This is a genomic window from Micrococcus sp. KT16 (genome assembly GCF_003315015.1).
GTDB classification, from domain to species: Bacteria; Actinomycetota; Actinomycetes; order Actinomycetales; family Micrococcaceae; genus Micrococcus; species Micrococcus luteus.
Window position 1 is genome coordinate 278,410 of record NZ_QNRG01000001.1, and the last position, 15,554, is coordinate 293,963.

11 protein-coding genes are annotated in these 15,554 nt (G+C 74.8%); 8 read left to right on the plus strand and 3 right to left on the minus strand.

The genetic code is table 11. The features are described 5' to 3' along the window. Position 1 precedes the first annotated feature (1 nt). A complete protein-coding gene (locus tag DE149_RS01335; RefSeq protein ID WP_113913816.1) occupies positions 2–1,204 on the minus strand; it encodes a thiamine pyrophosphate-dependent enzyme in 1,203 nt (400 codons plus the stop codon). Positions 1,205–1,393: 189 nt separating this feature from the next. Between DE149_RS01335 and DE149_RS01340 the strand changes: the two genes are divergently transcribed. Further along, positions 1,394–1,867: an Lrp/AsnC family transcriptional regulator gene (locus DE149_RS01340; protein ID WP_036316705.1), complete on the plus strand. Its 474-nt coding sequence runs from the start codon at positions 1,394–1,396 to the stop codon at positions 1,865–1,867. Positions 1,868–1,888: 21 nt separating this feature from the next. Here DE149_RS01340 and DE149_RS01345 read toward each other — a convergent pair whose 3' ends face one another. Continuing rightward, complete coding sequence (locus DE149_RS01345; RefSeq protein WP_113913817.1) at positions 1,889–3,187, minus strand: MFS transporter; 1,299 nt, start codon at positions 3,185–3,187, stop codon at positions 1,889–1,891. Between the two features lie 65 nt (positions 3,188–3,252). Here DE149_RS01345 and DE149_RS01350 point away from each other — a divergent pair, with 65 nt between their 5' ends. Beyond that, the gene (locus tag DE149_RS01350; RefSeq protein WP_036382947.1) at positions 3,253–4,743 is read left to right on the plus strand and encodes an NCS2 family permease; all 1,491 of its coding nucleotides are present in this window, start codon (positions 3,253–3,255) and stop codon (positions 4,741–4,743) included. A 102-nt stretch (positions 4,744–4,845) separates the two neighbouring features. Further along, positions 4,846–7,092: a S9 family peptidase gene (locus DE149_RS01355; protein WP_113913867.1), complete on the plus strand. Its 2,247-nt coding sequence runs from the start codon at positions 4,846–4,848 to the stop codon at positions 7,090–7,092. Between the two features lie 12 nt (positions 7,093–7,104). Here the strand turns inward: DE149_RS01355 and DE149_RS01360 are convergent, their stop codons facing one another. Beyond that, entirely contained in the window at positions 7,105–8,988 is a 1,884-nt protein-coding gene (locus tag DE149_RS01360) for a glycoside hydrolase family 15 protein (protein WP_010080321.1), read from the minus strand. A 162-nt stretch (positions 8,989–9,150) separates the two neighbouring features. On the opposite strand from DE149_RS01360, the gene DE149_RS01365 reads away from it, so the two are divergent. From DE149_RS01365 to DE149_RS01385, 5 genes are all read left to right on the plus strand, one after another. Next, entirely contained in the window at positions 9,151–10,551 is a 1,401-nt protein-coding gene (locus DE149_RS01365) for a glucose-6-phosphate dehydrogenase (protein ID WP_010080320.1), read from the plus strand. A 190-nt stretch (positions 10,552–10,741) separates the two neighbouring features. Beyond that, on the plus strand, positions 10,742–11,713 hold the full coding sequence (locus DE149_RS01370) for a 1,4-dihydroxy-2-naphthoyl-CoA synthase (protein ID WP_113913818.1): 972 nt from the start codon (positions 10,742–10,744) through the stop codon (positions 11,711–11,713). Positions 11,714–11,744: 31 nt separating this feature from the next. Then, positions 11,745–13,310 carry a TrkA C-terminal domain-containing protein gene (locus DE149_RS01375; RefSeq protein ID WP_113913819.1) on the plus strand — a complete coding sequence of 522 codons (1,566 nt, stop codon included), beginning with the start codon at positions 11,745–11,747 and terminating at the stop codon, positions 13,308–13,310. Positions 13,311–13,358: 48 nt separating this feature from the next. Beyond that, complete coding sequence (locus DE149_RS01380) at positions 13,359–14,540, plus strand: AMP-binding protein (protein WP_113913820.1); 1,182 nt, start codon at positions 13,359–13,361, stop codon at positions 14,538–14,540. Between the two features lie 127 nt (positions 14,541–14,667). Beyond that, the gene (locus DE149_RS01385; RefSeq protein ID WP_113913821.1) at positions 14,668–15,540 is read left to right on the plus strand and encodes a 1,4-dihydroxy-2-naphthoate polyprenyltransferase; all 873 of its coding nucleotides are present in this window, start codon (positions 14,668–14,670) and stop codon (positions 15,538–15,540) included. Positions 15,541–15,554: the final 14 nt, after the last annotated feature.

A 15,554-nucleotide genomic window follows, 5' to 3' on the forward strand; every position in this document is an offset into this window, starting at 1 on the left:
CTCAGGCCTCCTGGTTCTCGGAACGGGACAGCTCCTCGGCCAGCTGCGCGCGCTGGGCGGCGAGCTGCGGGGTCTGCACGGAGTAGACGTGGTCGAACAGCTCGAGCGGATCGAGCTCCGTCTCGGCGTTCATGGCGTCGCGCAGCTGCTGCGCGACGTCCTCCGCGTCGCGGGTGATCTGGGCCGAGACCTCCTCGGTGAGGGCGCCGGTGGACTCGAGGTAGGCGGTCATGCGGCGCAGCGGGTCGCGCGCCTCCCACTCCTTCACCTCGGCGTCGTCGCGGTAGCGCGAGGGGTCGTCCGTGTTGGTGTGCGCCTGCATGCGGTAGGTGTCCGCCTCCACGAGGAAGGGGCCCTGGCCCTGCCGGCACAGCTCCACGGCGCGGCCCAGCACGGCCAGCAGGGCGCCGAGGTCGTTGCCGTCCACGCGCTCGCCGGCCAGGCCGTAGCCCACGGCCTTGTGGGCCAGGGACGGGGCGGCCGACTGCTTGGCGAACGGCACGGAGATGGCGAACTTGTTGTTCTGCACGAAGAAGATCACCGGCAGCTTGAACACGGCCGCGAAGTTCAGCGCCTCGTGGAAGTCGCCCTCGGAGGTGCCGCCGTCGCCGACCATGGCCAGGCACACGACCTCCTCGCCGCGCAGGCGGGCGGCCTTGGCCATCCCGACGGCGTGCAGCATCTGGGTGGTCAGGGGCGTGGACTGGATGGAGACGTGGTGCTTCTGGGGGTCGTAACCCTGATGCCAGGTGCCCTGGTAGGCCACCATCACCTCGAGCGGCGGGACGCCGCGGGCGATCACGGCCACGGTGTCGCGGTAGGTCGGGAACAGCCAGTCGTGCTCGCCCAGGCAGACGGCGGCGGCGACCTCGGAGGCCTCCTGGCCATGCGAGGACGGATAGACGGCCATGCGACCCTGGCGCACCAGGGCGTAGGCCTGGTCGTTGACGCGGCGGCCGATGACGAGGTGGCGGTAGGCGGCCAGCAGCTCCTCGTCGGAGGGCAGGGGATACTCGTGGCCGGGCTCGGTGCCCTGCTCCTCCGGGGCCAGCAGAGTGCCGTCCTCGCCGATCAGCTGGATGCGGCGGGCGGCGGGGAGCAGGTACTCCTCGAGGGAGATGCCGAAGGCGGCGCCGGCGTTCGGGCGGGTCTCGGCCTCGTCGGTCCGGGCGGCCCCGGGCACGGCGGGGGTGGGGTCACTCATGGCGGGTCCTCTCGATCTGTGGCCTTCAGTGTGCCCAAGAGGGTCAATGTGTCGCTCGCCCGCCCGGTATCACGAGACAATCGGGTGCAAACCAGGCACTCCATCAGACGAACTGCTATGGTGACTCGCGCCACGGAGACGGTCCGCCGCCGCGTGGCCGACCCCGTCCGCCCCGCCCCAGGAGGAGCCATGGCCGCCGAGCCGCTGGACCGCGTGGACCGCGCGATCGTCCGCGAACTGACGCAGGACGGGCGGATGTCCGTCGCGGCCCTGGCCGAGCGCGTGCACATCTCCCGCGCGCACTGCTACTCGCGCCTGAACCGCCTGCAGGACGCGGGCGTGATCACAGGCTTCACCGTGCGGGTCGACCCCGTCAAGGTCGGCTTCGGGGCCTCCGCCCACGTGACCATGAAGCTGCGTCAGCACGACTGGCGCGAGCTGCGCGCCACGCTCCTGGCCATCCCCGAGGTCTCCCACGTCTCCCTCGTGGGCGGGAACATGGACGTGATCCTGCTGGTCCGCGCGCGGGACACCGCCGACCTGCGCCGCGTGATCTTCGACGAGCTGCAGACCCTGCCGAGCGTCGTCGACACGCAGACGTACATGGTCTTCGACGACCAGGCCTCCGGGCAGACCATCCCCCCGGACGAGACCGCCGACTGAGCCGAAGGCCCGGCGCCCCGGTCAGCGGGAGCGCACGACGACGGCCGGCGGGTCCGCCACGGCCCCCGGCCCGCGCGGCAGCACCGCGGCGAACACGACCGCTCCGACACCGCAGACGACCGCGAGGGAGCCGACGCCGACGGCCAGCCCGGCCGCGGCGGTCACCCCGGAGAGCAGCAGCGGCCCGGCCAGCATCCCCGCGTCGGACATCGAGCGCCACAGACCGAGGAACGGGGCGCGCGCGTTGGGCGGCGAGTGGTCCGCCCCGAGGGTCATCACGATCCCCGCGCCGAAGCCGTTGCCGATGCCCAGCAGCACCGCCGCCGCCGCGAACGCCGTCGGCTCCCGGGTGAGGCTGATCGCCAGGAACCCCGCCCCCAGCAGGGCCAGGCACGGCACCGCCACAGCGCGCCGGCCGAAGCGGTCCATGAGCCGGCCCGAGGGGTAGAAGAGCAGCAGGTCCGCCGCGCCGGCCAGGCCGAAGACGAGCGACGCCGTCGCCGCGTCCAGGCCCAGGTGCGTGGCCCACAGCGGGATGACGGCGTTGCGCGCCGCGCGGGCGGCGGAGACGGCCACGACACCGAAGCCGGCCGTGAGCAACGCCCCGCGCCGGGCGCGCGCCACGTCCAGCAGCCGGGGTCGACCGGCCGGGGCGGAGTCCTCCCCCGCCGCCGGATCGGACGCCGGCACCGGCAGATCCCGGATCCGCAGGCACAGCAGGGCGCCGACGGCCATGGCCGCGGCGGCCGCGGCGAACGCGCCGTCCAGCCCGAGCGGGGCCTGCGCGGCGGCGCCCAGGAACGGGCCCAGGAACGTCCCGATCCGCACGGTCCCGCCGAGCGTGGACATCGCGCGGGCCCGGTGCGTGGCCGGCACCGCCACCGCCAGGTACGCCTGGCGGGCCAGGTTGAACCCGGCCCCGGCCATGCCCACGGCGAGCACCGCGGCCAGGAACAGCGCCAGCCGCCCCGGCTCGGCCACCCCCGCCGCCGACGGCCCGGAGGACACCCCGGCCGTCGTCGCCCAGGCCAGGCCTGCGCCGGCCGTGCCGAGCACGGCGGAGACGACCATGGTGACCCGCTCCCCCGCCCGGGCCGCGAGCGCCGAGGCCGGCCCGTTGGCCACGAGCGAGCCGAGCCCCACCAGCAGCACGACGGCGGCCGCCCGCGCCGCGTCCAGGCCGAGGGCCAGCGCCGCCACCGCGAGCGCGGGCGTCATGGCGCCCAGGCCGACGGCGTAGACGGTGGAGGGGGCGTAGATCTGCACGGCGTCGCGCAGCGCCTCCCGGGTGCGGGCGGCGGAGGCGGAGCGGGGACGCATGCCCGCGAGCGTAGCGGGACGGCACGCGCGCCATCGTCGTGGGACCGGGTCACTACGCTGGTGCCATGGCCTCCCGCACCGCCTCTCCACCGCCCTCGCCCGCCCCGTCCACCGCCGCTCCCCGCGGCGCCCTGGACCGGTACTTCCGCATCACCGAGCGCGGCTCGTCGGTGGGCCAGGAGTTCCGCGGCGGCCTCGCCACGTTCCTGGCGATGAGCTACATCGTGGTGCTGAACCCGCTGATCCTGTCCGGGCCCGACTCGGCCGGGAACACCCTGGGCATCCCCGCCGTGGCCGCCGTCACCGCGCTCGTGGCGGGCGTCATGACCATCGTCATGGGCGTGTGGGCGCGGCACCCGTTCGCGGTGGCCGCGGGCCTGGGCGTCTCCGCGTTCGTCTCCATCACCATCGCCACGACGCCGGGACTCACCTGGCCCCAGCTGATGGGCCTCGTCACCCTCGCCGGTCTCGTGATGCTGCTGCTCGTGGTGACCGGCTTCCGCCGCGCCGTGTTCGACGCGGTCCCGGAGGCGCTGAAGTCCGGCATCGTGGTGGGCATCGGCCTGTTCATCGCACTGATCGGCCTCGTCAACGCCGGGTTCGTGCGGCGACTGCCGGACGCCGCCGACACCACGGTCCCGGTGGGCCTGGGCACGGGCGGCGAGCTCGAGGGCTGGCCCGTGCTGGTCTTCGTCGTCGGGCTGCTGCTGACCGCGGTCCTCGTGATCCGCAAGGTGCGCGGCGCCATCCTGATCGGCATCGTCGCGGCGACGATCCTCGCCAACGTGCTGGAGGCCGTGTTCCACATCGGCCCCTCCGTGGACGCCGACGGGAACGCCGTGCCCACCGGCTGGTCCCTGATCGCCCCCTCCCTGCCCGAGTGGACCGCCCCGGACCTGCACCTGCTCGGCAGCGTGGACCTGTTCGGCGCCTTCACCTCCGTGGGCGGGCTGATGGCCTCCCTGCTCGTGTTCGCGATCCTGCTCTCCGTGTTCTTCGACGCGATGGGCGTCTCCGTGGGCCTGGCCCGCGAGGCCGGCACCGTGAACCCGGACGGCTCCATCCCCGACCTGAACCGGGTGCTCGCCGCGGACGCGCTCGCGGTCACGGTGGGCGGTGGCGCCTCCGGCTCGGCGCACCAGATCTTCGTGGAGTCCGGCACCGGCATCGGCGAGGGCGCCCGGACCGGCCTGGCCTCCGTGTTCACCGGCCTGTTCTTCCTCGCGGCCGTGTTCCTCTCCCCGCTCATCCACCTCGTGCCGTTCGAGGCCGTGGCCCCCGCGCTCGTGGTGGTCGGGTTCATGATGTGCCAGCACGTGGTGCAGATCGACTGGTCCGACCCGGGCGCGGCCTTCCCGGCGTTCCTCACGTTCATCCTCATGCCGTTCACCTACTCGATCGTCAACGGCATCGGCGCCGGCGTGGTGGCCTACGCGGTGATCCGCACGGGCCAGGGCCGCGGCCGCGAGGTGCACCCGCTGCTGTGGTTCGTGGCGCTCGCGTTCGTCGCGTACTTCGGGCTCGGCGTGGTCCGGGCGGCGCTCGGCCTGAACTGACCCGCCACCCCCGACGGCGGCGCACCGGACCGGTGCGCCGCCGTCGTCGTGTGCGGCGCGGGGTGTCGGCCCCGCCCCGCGCGGCGTGATGGGATGGGCCGCATGCCCCAGACCACGTCGCACGCCCCCGTCCCGCCGTCCGCCTGCGCCGAGCCCGTGACCCGCCGCCACCACGGCCACACGTTCCAGGACGACTTCGAGTGGCTGCGCGGCAAGGCGGAGCCCCGCGTGCTCGAGCACCTGGCCGCCGAGAACGCGTACACCGAGGCCGTGACCGCGGACCAGGCGCCGCTGCGCGAGGCGATCGTCGGCGAGATCAAGGCCCGCACGGTGGAGACGGACCGCTCCGTGCCCGCCCGCCGGGACGGGTGGTGGTACTTCGTGCGCACCCGCGAGGGCGCCGAGTACCCGATCCACTGCCGCGTGCCCGCACGCGACACCGGCGACCTCGAGGCCGACTGGACCCCGCCCGTCATCACCCCGGACGCCGCCCTGCCGGGCGAGCAGGTGATCCTGGACGGCAACGCCGAGGCCGAGGGCCACCCGTTCTTCGCGCTCGGCGGCCTGCACATCAGCCCGGACGCCACCCGGGTGGCCTACGCCGTGGACCACACCGGCGACGAGCGCTTCACCCTGCGCGTGCGCGAGATCGCCACGGGCGAGGACCTGCCGGACGCGGTCGAGAACGTGGCCCACGGCGTCCGCTTCGACCGCTCGGGCACCCGCGTGTTCTACACCGTGTGGGACGACTCGTGGCGGCCGTACCAGGTCAAGGCCCACGTGCTCGGCACCGACCCGGCCGAGGACGTGATCCTGCACGAGGAGGCCGACCCGGGCATGTGGACCGGCTTCGAGGGCGTGGCCGACCGCACCCAGCTGCTGATCGGCGTCGGCAACTCGGAGGTCTCCGAGACCCTCGTGGTCGACCTGCCGGAGGACCCCGCCGCACCCCTGCCCGCCCCGCGCGTGCTGATCCCCCGCGCGTGGCGGATGCTCGCCGACGTCGAGCCCGTCACCGACGCCGACGGCGTCCGCCGGCTGCTCGTGGTCCACGACCGCGCCCTGGACGACGACGGCGCCCCCGTCGCCGCGCCCAACGGGATGCTCTCGGTGGTCGCCGAGGCGGACGTCGCCGACCGCGGCGCCTGGCGCACGGTCGTCCCGCACCGCGAGGACGTGAAGGTCGACGGTGTCATGGTCACCCTGACCCACGCCGCCCTGGCCGTGCGCCGGGAGACGACCCCGCGCGTCGTCGTCACCGAACTGGACGCCGTGCTGGCCGGGCAGGCCGCGCACTGGCGCGAGCCCGCGTTCGACGAGGAGCTCTACGCGTGCCATCTGTCCGCGACGGCGGCCGAGTCCCCGTTCCTGCGGCTGGCCTACACGTCCTGGATCACGCCCGCGCGCGTGCTGGACGTCTCGGCGGCGACAGGCGAGGTGCACCTGCGCCGCGAGACGGAGGTGCCCGGCTACGACCCGGCCGACTACGTGGCCGAGCGCGTGTGGGCGCCGGCGTCCGAGCCGTCGTCGGTGACCGGGGAGGACGTGCGGATCCCCGTCACCGTGATCCGGCGCCGCGACGTGAAGCCGGACGGGACGGCCCCGTGCGTGGTGTACGGCTACGGCTCCTACGAGATGTCCATGGACCCCGTGCTGGGTGTGGCCCGGCTGTCCCTGCTGGACCGGGGCGTGGTGTTCGCGGTCGCGCACGTGCGCGGCGGCGGCGAACTGGGCCGGCGCTGGTACGAGGACGGCAAGAAGCTGGCCAAGCGGCACTCCTTCACGGACTTCGTGGACGCCACCCGGCACCTCGTGGACCTCGGCTGGGCGGACCCGGCGCGTGTGGCCTGCATGGGCGGCTCGGCCGGCGGCCTGCTCATGGGCGCGGTACTGAACCTCGCGCCGGAGCTGTACCGGGCGTGCCTGGCGGTGGTGCCGTTCGTGGATGCGCTCACCACCATCCTCGACCCGGAGCTGCCGCTGTCCGCGCTCGAGTGGGAGGAGTGGGGCAACCCGATCGAGGACGCGGCCGTGTACGAGGCCATGCGCGCCTACACCCCGTACGAGAACGTGCGGGCGGTGGACTACCCGGCGATCGCCGCGGTCACCAGCCTGCACGACACCCGCGTGCTCTACGTGGAGCCCGCCAAGTGGGTGGCGCAGCTGCGCCGCACCGTCACCTCGGACCAGGCGAGGCCGCTGGCCGACGGCGGCGCGCCCGTGCTGCTGCGCACCGAGATGGACGGTGGGCACGGGGGCGCCTCCGGCCGGTACCAGGGCTGGGAGGACACCGCGTGGGAGTACGCGTTCCTGCTCACGGCGCTGGGGGCCGTCGAGCGGCTGGACTGACGGGGCGGACGGTCAAGCCTCGGCCGCGCCGCGGGCGTCCTCCAGGGCGTCCACGGCGCGGATCAGGCCCAGGTGGGAGAACGCCTGCGGGAAGTTGCCCGCCATCCGGTCCAGCTCGTCGTCGTACTCCTCGGCCATGAGCAGCAGGTCGTTGGCACAGTCGTCCAGGCGGGCCATGAGGCGCTCCGCGTCCTCGACGCGGCCGGATCGGGCGTACTGCTCCACGAGCCAGAAGGCGCACATGATGAACGGCGCCTCCTCGCCCGGCAGCCCGTCCATGCCGGTGGCGCGGTACCGCATCACCAGGCCGGTCTGGGTGACGAGGTCCTCCTCCACGCGGGCCACCGTGGCGAGCATGTGCGGATCGTCGTGGGGCACGAAGCCGGTGTGGGGGATCTGCAGCAGGGAGGCGTCCGTCTCCGTGGAGCCGTAGGTCTGCCGGAAGGCGCCGTCCTCGTCCACGCCCTCGGTGAGGATCTCCTCCCGCAGCTCCTCCCGCGCCCGCTCCCAGGCCTCGAGCTCGTCGTCGCGGGCCGGCAGCCCGTGGTCCCGGGCGGCGTGCAGGGCCTGGTCCAGGGCGGCCCACATCATCACGCGGCCGTGCGTGAAGAACGCGGGCTCGCCCCGCATCTCCCACAGGCCGTGCTCCTTCGTGTCCCGGTGCGCCAGCAGGCGCTCCACGAGCCGCTTCTGCAGCGTCCAGGACCACGGGTCCTCCCCCACGCCCGCGTCCCGCAGCTTCCCGAGGGCGAGCATCACCGTGCCGATCACGTCCGCCTGCCACTGGTCCGCGGCCCCGTTGCCCACGTGCACGGGGCGCGAGCCCTCGTAGCCGGGCAGGTGCTCGAGGTCCCGCTCGGGCATGCGGCGCCCGCCGGAGAGCGTGTACATGATCTGCACGTCCTGCGGGTCGCCGGCGATCGCGCGCAGCAGCCAGTCCCGCCAGGCCTTGGCGTCCTCCGTGTGGTTGTGGGCCATGAGCGCCTCGAGGGTGAGGGCGGTGTCCCGCAGCCACACGTAGCGGTAGTCCCAGTTGCGCACGCCCCCGATGTCCTCCGGCAGGCTCGCGGTGGGGGCGGCCACGATGCCGCCCGTGTCCCGGTGGGTCAGGCCCTTGAGCACCAGCAGGGAGCGGGCCACCCGGTCGGCGCGCGGGCCGGTGGCCTCCAGCTCGCCCAGCCACTCCACCCAGCCGGCCACGGTGGCCTCGAGGGCCCGCTCCGCGTTCGGGGCGGCCGGCGCCATGAACCACGAGGGGTACCAGGCGAGCGTCCATGCGGCGGACCCGCCCTCCTCCAGCGGGGTGCTGCCGCGGTGGCTCAGCCCGTCCGGGCTCAGGTCCGGCCCGTGCACGGCCAGGGCGTCGCCGCCGGCGACCACCGCGAGGAAGGACTCCCCCGCCGGGTCGGTCTGCCGGGACACCCACGGGGTCACCTCGCCGTAGTCCAGCCGGACGTGGAGCCGCTGCTCCACGCTCACGCGGCCGGCGGTGCAGCGCACGAGCCGCACCAGGTCCGCCCGGGCCTGTTCGCCCTCGCCCGTCGAGGCGAGCGCGCCGCCGTCGTCGTCCACCGCCACGCCGGAGCCGCGATGGCTGGTCAGCGGCATGAACTCGAGGACCTCCGCCTCCCCCTCGGGGCCGCGCCAGCGCGTGCGCAGCACGAGCGTGCCGGGCAGGTAGGCGCGCTCCACGACCTCGCCGTCGGCGATCCGCAGGCTCCACTGCCCGTGCTCCGGCTCGCCCAGCAGGGAGGTGAATACGGACGGGGCGTCGAACCGGGGCAGGCACAGCCACGTCACGTCCCCCTCGCGGGTGACGAGCGCCCCCGAGTGCTGGTTGGACAGGTACGCGTGGTCCTCGATGAGCGGCGGGCGGCGGGGGGTCGTCGTGGTCATGCCCTCCAGTCCATCATCCGCGACGCGCGGCGGGCCAGGGCTGAGGCCGCGCCCGGCCCGGCGGGCATGGACGGGCACGCATGGACGGGCACGCATGGACTGGATCGGCGGGCCGACGGGAGACTGGCCGGGACCGCCCGCCGCCGACGCCGAAGGACACCCATGACCTCCCCCGCCGACCGCGACGATGTCGCCCTGATCATCCTGGGCGCCACCGGTGACCTCACCTCGCGCCTGCTGCTGCCCGGCCTGGCCGGTGCGCTGGCCGCCCACGACCTGCCGCGGGTGACGCTCGTGGGCTCCTCCCACAGCGAGCACAGCACGGACGAGTGGCGCTCGATCGTGCGCGAGGGCCTCGCGGGCGCCGCCCTGGACGAGGACGAGGTCGAGGACCTCGTCGCGCGCGCCGCGTGGCACACCGCCGACGCCACGGACGCCGACGACCTGCGCGCCCTGTTCGAGACGGCCCGCGAGGCCGCCGGCCCGGACGCCGCGCCCGTGCTGTACTTCGCCCTCGGCCCCGGCATCACGCGGGAGGCCGTGGGCGCGCTCGCCGGCTTGGAAGACCTGCCGGACGGGCTGCGCCTGGCCCTGGAGAAGCCGTTCGGCGAGGACGAGGAGAGCGCCCGCGAGCTCAACGCGGTGCTGGCCGACGTCGTCGAGGAGGACCGCGTGTTCCGCGTGGACCACTTCCTGGGCGAGTCCATGGTCACCGCGCTGCTCGGGCTGCGCACCGCGAACCGGCTGCTGGGGCGCGTGTGGGGCGGGCGTGACGTGGAGCGGGTCGACGTGGTGGTGGACGAGACGATCGCGCTCGAGGGGCGCGCCGAGTTCTACGACGGCACCGGCGCGCTAAAGGACATGGTCCAGTCGCACCTGCTGCAGGTGCTGGCCATGGCGGCGCTCGAGCCGCCGGAGCGGCTGCGTCCGCAGGAACTGCACGACGCCGTCGTCGAGGTCCTGCGCGCCACCCGGGTGTGGCAGGACGACCCCGTGGCCGCCTCCCGCCGCGCCCGCTACACCGCCGGCGAGGTGGACGGCGAGCGGATCCCCGCCTACGCGGAGGAGGAGGGCGTGGACCCCGGGCTGCGGACCGAGACGCTGGCCGAGGTCACCCTCGCCGTGGACACCGAGCGGTGGCGCGGCGTGCCGTTCCGGCTGCGCTCCGGCAAGGCGCTGGGCCGGAAGCGGTGGGAGGTGGCGCTGACCCTGCGGGCGCCCGAGGACGTGCCGGAGGGCCTCTCGCCCGCGGAGGGCCGGGACCGGATCGTGGTGGGCCTGGACCCGCGCGAGGTGCGGATCGAGCTCGCCGTGGACGGGGCCGACACCCCGTTCGACGCCGAGCGGCGCACCCTCGCCGCCGACCTGGGCGAGGAGCAGGTGGACGCCTACGGGGAGGTGCTGCGCGGCATCCTCACCGGGCAGACGCTGCTGAGCGTGCGCGGCGACGCCGCCGAGGAGTGCTGGCGGATCCTGGCGCCGGTGCTCGCCGCGTGGGAGGCCGAGGAGGTGCCGCTGGACGAGTACCCGGCCGGGTCGGCGGGGCCGGCGGGCTGGGGGTGAGGGGCGGGGCCGAGAGGCGCCGTGGCACCAATATGACCCTTCTCAGCGCTCTTCAGTCCCTGAGAAGGGCCGTTCCGGTGCCGAGGATGCTGCGCGGCTGAGCTCCCGTTCCTCGAACGAGAGCGCCGCTGGGGGCTCCCGTTTCCCGAACGAAGGCGCGGGGTGGCGGGCCGCCGGTACTGTTCTGGGCATGAGCGAGCAGCACCGCCTGGACCGTGACCGCCTCCCCGAGCAGGTCTCCGACCTCTTCGACCCCGTGCGCTGGCGCGTGGTCGAGGGCTTCGACTTCGAGGACCTGACCTACCACCGCCAGGTGGAGCGCGACGCCGACGGCCGCTGGGTGCGCGACCTGCCGACGGTGCGCATCGCCTTCGACCGCCCCGAGGTCCGCAACGCGTTCCGCCCCGGTACCGTGGACGAGCTCTACCGCGCTCTCGACCACGCCCGCATGACCCCGGACGTGGGCACGGTGCTCCTCACCGGCAACAGCCCCTCCCCCAAGGACGGCGGCCACGCGTTCTGCTCCGGCGGGGACCAGCGCATCCGCGGCCGCGACGGCTACCGCTACGCCGAGGGGGAGACGGCCGAGACCATCGACCCGGCCCGCGCCGGACGCCTCCACATCCTCGAGGTCCAGCGCCTGATGCGCACCTCCCCCAAGGCGATCATCGCCGTCGTGAACGGCTGGGCGGCCGGCGGCGGCCACTCGCTGCACGTGGTCGCGGACCTCACCCTCGCCTCCCGCGAGCACGGGAAGTTCAAGCAGACGGACGCCACCGTGGGCTCCTTCGACGCCGGCTACGGCTCGGCCCTGCTCGCCCGGCAGGTGGGCCAGAAGCGCGCCCGCGAGATCTTCTTCACGGCGCGCGAGTACTCGGCCGAGGAGATGGTGGCCATGGGCGCCGTCAACGAGGCCGTGGACCACGAGCGCCTCGAGGAGGTCGCCCTCGAGTACGCCGCGGACATCAACCGTCAGTCCCCGCAGGCCCTGCGCATGCTCAAGTTCGCGTTCAACCTTCCCGACGACGGCATGGCCGGCCAGCAGGTCTTCGCCGGCGAGGCCACGCGCATGGCCTACATGACGGACGAGGCCGTGGAGGGCCGGGACGCGTTCCTGCAGAAGCGCGACCCGGACTGGTCCGCCTTCCCGTACCACTTCTGACCGACCACCACGGCAGGACGGGGACCCGCCCATGCTCGCACTGCTCAACGACCAGCCCATCCTCGTCCTCATGGCCACCGTCGCCCTGGGCGCCGCCGTCGGCACCATCCCCCTGGGCAAGATCCGCCTCGGCGCCTCGGGAGCACTGTTCGTGGGCCTGCTCGTCGGGGCGGTGCTGCCCGACGTCGGCGACCGGCTGGCCCTGTTCCAGAGCTTCGGCCTGGCCCTGTTCGCCTACCTGATCGGGCTCGGCGCCGGCAAGGTGTTCTTCCGGGACCTGCGCCGCAACCTGCCCCTGATGCTGGCCGCCGTCGTCGTGGTGATCCTCACCGCCTTCACGGTGCACCCGCTGGCCGCGCTGCTCAACCTGGACCTGCCGACGGCGATCGGCGTGTGGACGGGTTCGCTCACCGCGACGCCGGCGATGGCGCTGGCGAACCAGCTCACCGGCGGGCAGGCCCCGGCCGTGGGCTACGGGCTGTCCTACCTGGTGGGCGTGGTCGGCACCATCATCGCGATCACCCTGCTCGCCGCCCGCCCGTGGAGCAGTTCCCCACGCGATCCGGCGCCGGTGACCGACGGCAAGCTGCGCTTCACCGCTGCGGTCGCCACCTCCGCGATCGCCGTGCGGGAGATCCCCGGGATCTCCGAGGGGCTGGTGCGCGTGGTGGCGCTGCGCCACGGCGGCGTGGCCCGGATCGCCGGCTCCGCCGACCGGATCGAACCCGGGGACGAGGTCGTCCTGGACGGCACGGAGCAGAACATCGACGCGGCCGTGGAGGCCTTCGGCCGCCGCACCGGCGCCGACCCGGCGCGGGTGATGAACCCGCTGCAGACCTCCATGGTCATCGTCACGGCCCGCGCCCTGGCCGATCTCCGCCTGGGCACGCTGTCCCTGCGCGAGCGCTTCGGCACCGACGTCGCCCGGCTGCGGCGCGACGACGTCGAGTCGCTGGCCACCCCGCAGACCGAGCTCAAGGTCGGCGACCGGGTGCTCATCGTGACCACCGCGCCGCGGATGGAGGCGGTGCGCGACTTCTTCGGCAACTCGACCCGCGGGCTCTCGAACCTGGACTGGATCTCCCTGGGCACGGGCATGGCGCTGGGCTACCTGCTGGGCATGGTGACGATCCCGCTTCCGGGCGGGGCCTCCTTCTCCCTCGGCCCGGCGGCCGGGTGCATCCTCGTCGGCCTCGCCCTCGGTGCGATCGGCCGAACGGGACCCACGGTGTGGGAGCCGTCCACGGAGATCGCGCTGACGCTGCGGCAGTTCGGCCTCATGCTCTTCCTGGGCGTGGTGGGCCTGGCCGCCGGCCCGGCGTTCATCGAGACGGTGTTCACCCGGGTCGGCGGGCTGGCCATCCTGATGTCCGCCGTGCTCACCGCGCTGACCGCGGCCCTGCTCATCGCCGCGGCACGGCTGCTGGGGCAGTCCGTGGATCGCACCTACGGGGCGCTGGCGGGCATCACGGGCCAGCCGGCGATCCTGGACTACGCGCTCTCCCGGTCCACCGACGCCCGCGTGACCGAGGGGTACGCCCAGCTGTTCGCGCTGATCATGGTGGTCAAGATCGCCACCGTGCCGTTCATGCTCTGACCGGCCGGGCGGATCCGTCCGACCGTCGGGCCTCCTACACTCGGGGCCATGCCCGCCACCGCCGATGCCCTCGCCCGCGCCACGGACGCCCTCGCCGCGGCCTTCGACGGCGGCGCCCCCGTCGAGCTGACCGCCGACGGCGCCGCGCTCCCCCGACCCGAGGCCCGCGACCCGCGCCGCTGCGGCGACCCGGACGCCGTCGCCGTGGTGCGCACCTCCGGGTCCACGGGCACGCCGAAGCAGATCGTCCTGACCGGCGCGGCCCTGCGCGCCTCGGCCGCGGCCACGGCCCGGCGGCTCGGCGGCGAGGGGGCGTGGCTGCTGGCCCTCGGCGTGCACTACGTGGCCGGGCTCGCCGTGCTCTCCCGCTCGATCGCGGCCGGGACCGCACCCGTGGCCCTGCCCCCGGGCCCGTTCACGCCCGCGGCGTTCGCCACCGGGGCGGCCGCCCTGCCCGACAACGCCGGCCCCCGGCTCGTCTCCCTCGTCCCCACCCAGCTCGCCCGCCTCCTCGCCGCCGACGCCGACCCGGCCGGGCGGGCGGCCCTGCGCTCCTTCGACCGCGTGCTCGTGGGCGGCGCCCGGCTCGATCCCGCGCTGCGGGCCGCGGCCGAGGCGGCGGGGGTGCGCCTCACCGCCACCTACGGCATGGCCGAGACGTGCGGCGGCTGCGTCTACGACGGCGTCCCGTTGCCCGGCGTCACCGCCGCGGTGGCCCCGGACGACCCCGACGCCCCGCCGCGCGTGCGCCTGGCCGGGCCCATGGTGGCGGCCGGCTACCTCGACGACCCCGCCCGCACCGCCGCCCACTTCGTCACCGCCGCGGACGGCGCCCGCGCCTTCCTGACCGAGGACACGGGCGTGCTCTCCCCCACCGACGACGGCGGCGTGCGGCTGGCCGTGACCGGTCGCCTGGACGACGTCGTCATCACGGGCGGGGTGAAGGTGTCCGCGGCGGCGGTGACCGCGGTGCTCGAGGCGCACCCGGGCGTCGCGGCGGCCCACGTGGCCGGCGTGCCGGATCCCGAGTGGGGCGCCCGGCTGTGCGCCGCCGTCGTGCCCGCCCACCCGGCCGCGGCCCCCGACGAGGCCGTCCTGCGCGCCCACGTGCGCGAGGCGCTGGGTGCGGCCGCGGCGCCCAAGACGTGGCTCGTCCTCGACGCCCTGCCCCTGCTCTCCACCGGCAAGACCGACCGGCAGGCCCTGGCCGCCCGGTTCACCACCGGCTGAGCGTCGCCCCGCCCGCGTGGGAGAATGACCCGGGCCCGGCCGACGTCGGGCCCCGGCCGCGCGCCGCCGTCGACCCGGCCCGCCGCGCGCCGCTGCCCACCCCGCTCCCCAGGAGGAACCCCCGCCCATGGCCGCCACGCTCTCTCAGTGGGTCGCCGCCGCGCGCCCGCGCACGCTGCCCATGGCGATCGCCCCCGTGATCGTCGGTTCGGCCGCCGCCGCGGAGCTCGGCCGCTTCCACCTCGGCGCGGCCCTGCTGGCCCTCGTGGTCTCGCTCGCCCTGCAGGTGGGCGTGAACTACGCCAACGACTACTCGGACGGGATCCGCGGCACCGACGACGAGCGCGTCGGCCCCTTCCGGCTCACCGTCTCCGGGCTCGTGCCCGCGGCCCAGGTGAAGCAGGCGGCCTTCGCGTCCTTCGGTCTCGCCGGGCTGGCCGGCCTGGGGCTCATCCTGCTCTCGGGGCACTGGTGGTTCCTGCTGGTCGGCGTCGCCTGCGTGGTGGCCGCCTGGTACTACACGGGCGGCAAGAAGCCCTACGGCTACCTGGGCCTGGGCGAGGTGTTCGTGTTCGTGTTCTTCGGCCTGGTGGCCGTGCTCGGCACCACCTACACGCAGGCCGGCCAGGTCAGCGGCCTGGCGTGGGCCGGCGCGATCGGCTGCGGCCTCATCTCCACGGCCCTGCTGATGGCCAACAACATCCGGGACATCCCCACGGACCGGGCCGTGGGCAAGATGACCCTGGCGGCCCGCCTCGGCGACGGCCCCGCGCGGGCCTCCTACGGCGTCATGCTCGCCGTCGCCCTGCTGCTGCCGCTGTTCTGGGTGGCCGTGCACCCGTGGCTGCTGCTGGTGCCGCTCGGCGGCCTGCTGGCGATCCGGCCCGTCCGCACCGTGCTGCGCGCCCAGGACCGCCGGGCACTGATCCCGGTGCTGCGCGCGACCGGCGTGATCGGGATCGTCTACGCGCTGACCTTCACCCTCGGCGTCCTGCTCTGAGCGCCCGCACCGCG

Coding starts and splice junctions, on each gene's coding strand:
- DE149_RS01345 (WP_113913817.1), bottom strand. CDS start 3,187: ATGCGTCCCCGCTCCGCCTCCGCCGCCCGCACCCGGGAGGCGCTGCGC.
- DE149_RS01385 (WP_113913821.1), top strand. CDS start 14,668: ATGGCCGCCACGCTCTCTCAGTGGGTCGCCGCCGCGCGCCCGCGCACG.
- DE149_RS01355 (WP_113913867.1), top strand. CDS start 4,846: ATGCCCCAGACCACGTCGCACGCCCCCGTCCCGCCGTCCGCCTGCGCC.
- DE149_RS01375 (WP_113913819.1), top strand. CDS start 11,745: ATGCTCGCACTGCTCAACGACCAGCCCATCCTCGTCCTCATGGCCACC.
- DE149_RS01350 (WP_036382947.1), top strand. CDS start 3,253: ATGGCCTCCCGCACCGCCTCTCCACCGCCCTCGCCCGCCCCGTCCACC.
- DE149_RS01380 (WP_113913820.1), top strand. CDS start 13,359: ATGCCCGCCACCGCCGATGCCCTCGCCCGCGCCACGGACGCCCTCGCC.
- DE149_RS01360 (WP_010080321.1), bottom strand. CDS start 8,988: ATGACCACGACGACCCCCCGCCGCCCGCCGCTCATCGAGGACCACGCG.
- DE149_RS01365 (WP_010080320.1), top strand. CDS start 9,151: ATGACCTCCCCCGCCGACCGCGACGATGTCGCCCTGATCATCCTGGGC.
- DE149_RS01370 (WP_113913818.1), top strand. CDS start 10,742: ATGAGCGAGCAGCACCGCCTGGACCGTGACCGCCTCCCCGAGCAGGTC.
- DE149_RS01340 (WP_036316705.1), top strand. CDS start 1,394: ATGGCCGCCGAGCCGCTGGACCGCGTGGACCGCGCGATCGTCCGCGAA.
- DE149_RS01335 (WP_113913816.1), bottom strand. CDS start 1,204: ATGAGTGACCCCACCCCCGCCGTGCCCGGGGCCGCCCGGACCGACGAG.